Source organism: Pseudomonas sp. AGC41, from assembly GCF_057334555.1.
The window spans coordinates 13,319-17,601 of sequence record NZ_JBHFJB010000043.1 but is presented as its reverse complement, the minus strand read 5'-3'; the positions used below and the strand labels follow the sequence as shown (position 1 = coordinate 17,601).

The window sequence follows — 4,283 nt, the reverse complement described above, 5'->3', positions numbered from 1 at the left end:
GGCTCGCTCCCACATCTGGATGCATTCCCCTGGAAGAATCAATTCCCCTGTGGGAGCGAGCCTGCTCGCGAAGGCGTCGCCACGGCCTAGAACGACAACCGCAAAGCCAGCGCCGCCAACGTCACCAGCAACACCGGCACCGTCAGCACAATCCCGACCTTGAAGTAATACCCCCAGCCGATGCGGATATCCTTGCGGGCCAGCACATGCAGCCAGAGCAAGGTCGCCAGGCTGCCGATCGGGGTGATTTTCGGCCCGAGGTCACTGCCGATGACGTTGGCGTAGATCATCGCCTCCTTGACCACGCCAGTGGCCTGGCTGGCGTCGATGGACAAGGCGCCGATCAGCACCGTCGGCAGGTTGTTCATTACTGATGAAAGCAGCGCGGTCAGCAGCCCTGTCCCCATGGCCGCGCCCCACACGCCATAACCGGCGAAGCCATTGAGCCAGGCGGCAAGGTAGCCGGTGAGGCCGGCGTTGCGCAGGCCATAGACCACCAGGTACATGCCGAGGGAAAAGATCACGATCTGCCAGGGCGCCTCTTTCATCGCCTTGCGCGTGGAGATCTTGTGTCCGCGAGCCGCCACCGCCAACAGCAGCGCAGCGCAGACCGCCGAAATCGCGCTGATAGGGATGCCCAGCGGCTCCAGGGCAAAGCAACCCAGCAAAAGGATCGCCAACACCACCCAACCGGCATAAAAAGTTGCCGTATCGTGGATCGCGCTGGCCGGGTCGTCCAGTTGCTGCGGGTCGTAGTCACGCGGAATATCGCGACGAAACATCCACAGCAGGATCGCCAGGCTGGCCGCGACGCTGACCAGGTTCACCGGCACCATGACCGACGCGTAGCGATTGAAGCCGATGCCGAAGAAATCCGCGGAAACGATGTTCACCAGGTTCGATACCACCAGAGGCAGGCTGGCGGTATCGGCGATGAAACCGGCGCCCATCACGAACGCCAGGGTTGCCGCCGGCGAGAACCGCAGGGCCAGCAGCATGGAAATCACGATGGGCGTCAGGATCAGCGCCGCCCCGTCGTTGGCGAACAATGCCGAGACCAGCGCCCCAAGCAGCACCATGAAGCTGAACAGCTTGCGCCCGCTGCCCCGCCCCCAACGGGCCACGTGCAACGCGGCCCAAGCGAAGAACCCGGCCTCGTCCAGCAACAGGCTGATGATGATCAGTGCGACGAAAGTACCGGTGGCATTCCAGATGATCTGCCACACCAGGGCAATGTCCCCGACCTGTACCACGCCGCTCAGCAAGGCCAACAGTGCACCGAGGGTGGCACTCCAGCCGACGCCCAACCCCTTGGGCTGCCAGATCACCAGCGTTATGGTCAGCAGGAAAATCAATGACGCGATGAGCATGCGTTACAGCCTTGGAGGGAAAAAAACCAACAGCAGGACGCAACTGCGCCAGCGAACGGCGAAGATAGGGAGTTTCGAATACTCGGTAAAGCAGGAATTGAATGGCTTATGCAGTAATGGATGTACCTGTGGCGAGGGAGCTTGCTCTCTCGCAACAGGTTTCACGGTGGTATCAGACCTTCTTATGCTGCTCCACCCACTTGCCATACGCATCGATGAATTTCTGCAAAAACGGCCTTACCGACTCCGACAGGTTCCCCGCCTCGTCAAACGCCGTTCCCGCACCGCCCAGGTAGGCTTCCGGTTGTTGCATGCAAGCCACGTCGAGAAACACCAGGGATTGGCGCAAATGATGGTTGGCGCCAAAACCGCCGATGGCACCGGGTGAGGCGCTGATCACTGCGCCCGGCTTGCCGCTCAGGCAACTCTGACCGTAGGGACGCGAGCCGACATCGATGGCGTTTTTCAGCGGGGCTGGCACGGAGCGGTTGTATTCCGGTGTCACGAACAACAACGCATCAGCCGCGCCGACCTTCTGGCGAAACGCGGAATAGGCCGCCGGCGGCGAGACGTCAATGTCCTCGTTATAGAGTGGCAGCTCGCCGATTTCGACGATTTCCAGTTTCAGGTTGGACGGTGCCAGGTCCGCCAGGGCCAACGCGACCTTTCGGTTGATCGACGCCTTGCGCAGGCTGCCCACTAAAACCGCCACTGTGTAGACATTACTCATGAGAGGCTTCTCGACTATCGGCTCAAAGGGAGCCTGTAGTTATAGATGATCGGCACCACAATTGGACCAGTGGATCACCTAAAACCTGCCAACCGGACTATTTTTTTACTGTAGGAAAACTTACCGCGCTTGACCAAGGTCTACAGAACCGCAAATCGAGTGATCCATTTCCAGAGGTTCCAAGCAATGGCAGCAGTACTTGTCGGACAATTTCATGCACGGGACGCCGAAGGTCGCGTCTATTCGGTGCATGAATTCCAAGAATCAGACCCGTCACAAGACGGCATTGGCAAGGATGTCATCACTTATAAGCTGGCCATTGGCGATCGGGTCAACAAACTCGACGAGGATACGTTCCTCCTGGTGCAATCCGGCATCCAGCTGATCCGCGAGCCCGAAACGCCACGGCAGCCTCAGGCGCAAGTTGAAACGCAGATCGCTCTATAACTGTTTGTATGAGCAGAAGTCGCAGCCGTAATTGGGTTAGGATTTAGCCACTCAATGGCTTACCTGCCTGATACGGACCCCTTGCATGCGTTTACGCCACATCGAAGTGATCCAGGCGCTGCTGCAGACTGGCCACCTGGGTACTGCGGCCGAATGGCTGCAATTGCCGGTAGTCGAAGTCGAGTCGATTCTGCGCGACGCGGAGGCCCAGCTCGGCTTCATGCTGTTCGCCAGCGTGCGCGGGCGCTTGCAGGCGACTCGGGAAACCCTGGAGTTACGCGAAGGCATCACGCGGCTGTACGACACCCTCGAACCCATACAGCGGCTGGCCGCCAGCCTGAAACATTATCAAGCGCCACCCCTGCGCATCATCTGCACCCCACCGCTGGCCCAACAGCTGTTACCCCTGAGCATTGCCGCCCTGCGTCGGCGCCATCCGGATGCGCCGTGCACCCTGCTCAGCCAGCCGACCCGGGAAATCGTCAAGAGCCTGCTGCTGCGTGAAAGCGACCTCGGCTTGAGCCTGCACGATCCCGAGCACCCCGATATCGGTTGCCAGATGATCGCCCAAGGCAAGCTGCAACTGCTGGCGCCCCATGGCTGGCTGCAACCACGCCAGAAATACGTGTCGGTTCAGGATCTGGCGGGCCAGTCGCTGGTCGGGCTGGAGGGGCATGATCCGCTGAGCCCGGCATTCGACCACAAGCTTGGCGCACTGCGCCCGGCGCCGGTAGTGCAGATACGCGTACAGACTCATCAGATGATGCGGGCAATGGTCGAGGCCGGCGAAGGCCTGGCGATCGTCGATCCGTTTACCGCCTTGGGGGCCAGGGACAGAGGGCTGGACGTCTGTCCGGTGTCGCCGGCCATACCTATCTGCCTCTATGCACTGAGCCTGAAAGGTGCCTCGCCCTCGCCGGCGGTCCAGACGTTACTGGAACGGATCACGGAACAAGCCGAGGCGATGCTGAACCACTGACCGTCATGCCCAGTGGATCGTCGAACAACCGGTACCAGAACAGCGCCACCTCGGCGGTGTGCCGGTCAATGCCGCGATAACGCAGGTGATCGACGCCGCCGAGCACATAGCCGCAGCGCTCGTAGAGGCGGCAGGCGCCCAGGTTGTTGTTCTGGGTTTCCAGCATGATGCCCGGCAATTTTTTCTTGCGGCTCCAGAACAGGGCCACGTCGAGCAACGCCTTGGCCACCCCATGCCGGCGAGCCGGTGCATGCACCGCCAACTCGTCGATATGGGCATACCCGTTCCAATTGGTGCTGACGACCAGATGGCCAACCGGTTGATCGTCCAGGTAGGCCATGAAGATTTCGCTGTCCGGGGCATCGCGAAAACTGCTGAATTCCTCAGGGTCGATGCCATAGCACTTGCGGTAGGGAATAATCGGCGTCACCGGCCAATCGCTCACCGGCCGGCCAATCTGCGCGGTGCCATAGACGCTGACTTCAAAACTGAAATCGCTGCCCCAGATATAGGCGGCGAAGCCTTCATCGGCGACGCGCACCGACAGGCCGGGGTGCTTGGGGTTCATGACCGGTTGCATACTGGGGAAGGTCCTCATTCCTTGAGACAACCAACGGCGCGAAGCCATCCATTGCCCTCGTTTGTCGAATCTTCACACGTCACGCGAAAAACCATGGCCTGCCTTTACTTCAGGTTGGAAGGTACTGGCGACTGCGCCGACAACTGAACGATGCACACTCTTGTGGGGGGGAGGGGG

At 60.4% G+C, this 4,283-nt stretch carries 5 protein-coding genes; 2 read left to right on the top strand and 3 right to left on the bottom strand.

What is annotated here, in order from left to right; all coding sequences use genetic code 11:
• Window positions 1-86 precede the first annotated feature (86 nt).
• Window positions 87-1,370: an arsenic transporter gene (locus ACE04F_RS08465; RefSeq protein WP_486105822.1), complete on the bottom strand. Its 1,284-nt coding sequence runs from the start codon at window positions 1,368-1,370 to the stop codon at window positions 87-89.
• A 172-nt stretch (window positions 1,371-1,542) separates the two neighbouring features.
• Window positions 1,543-2,100 carry an NADPH-dependent FMN reductase gene (locus ACE04F_RS08460; protein ID WP_486105820.1) on the bottom strand — a complete coding sequence of 186 codons (558 nt, stop codon included), beginning with the start codon at window positions 2,098-2,100 and terminating at the stop codon, window positions 1,543-1,545.
• A gap of 186 nt (window positions 2,101-2,286) precedes the next feature.
• On the opposite strand from ACE04F_RS08460, the gene ACE04F_RS08455 reads away from it, so the two are divergent.
• Window positions 2,287-2,547: a hypothetical protein gene (locus ACE04F_RS08455; protein WP_486105824.1), complete on the top strand. Its 261-nt coding sequence runs from the start codon at window positions 2,287-2,289 to the stop codon at window positions 2,545-2,547.
• A gap of 85 nt (window positions 2,548-2,632) precedes the next feature.
• Window positions 2,633-3,526 (top strand): LysR substrate-binding domain-containing protein, encoded by an 894-nt coding sequence (locus ACE04F_RS08450; protein WP_486105818.1) that lies wholly within the window; start codon window positions 2,633-2,635, stop codon window positions 3,524-3,526.
• On the opposite strand, the gene ACE04F_RS08445 is transcribed toward ACE04F_RS08450, so the two are convergent.
• Window positions 3,492-4,106 (bottom strand): GNAT family N-acetyltransferase, encoded by a 615-nt coding sequence (locus ACE04F_RS08445; RefSeq protein ID WP_486105816.1) that lies wholly within the window; start codon window positions 4,104-4,106, stop codon window positions 3,492-3,494. The two genes, ACE04F_RS08450 and ACE04F_RS08445, sit on opposite strands and share 35 nt — an antisense overlap.
• Window positions 4,107-4,283 lie beyond the last annotated feature (177 nt).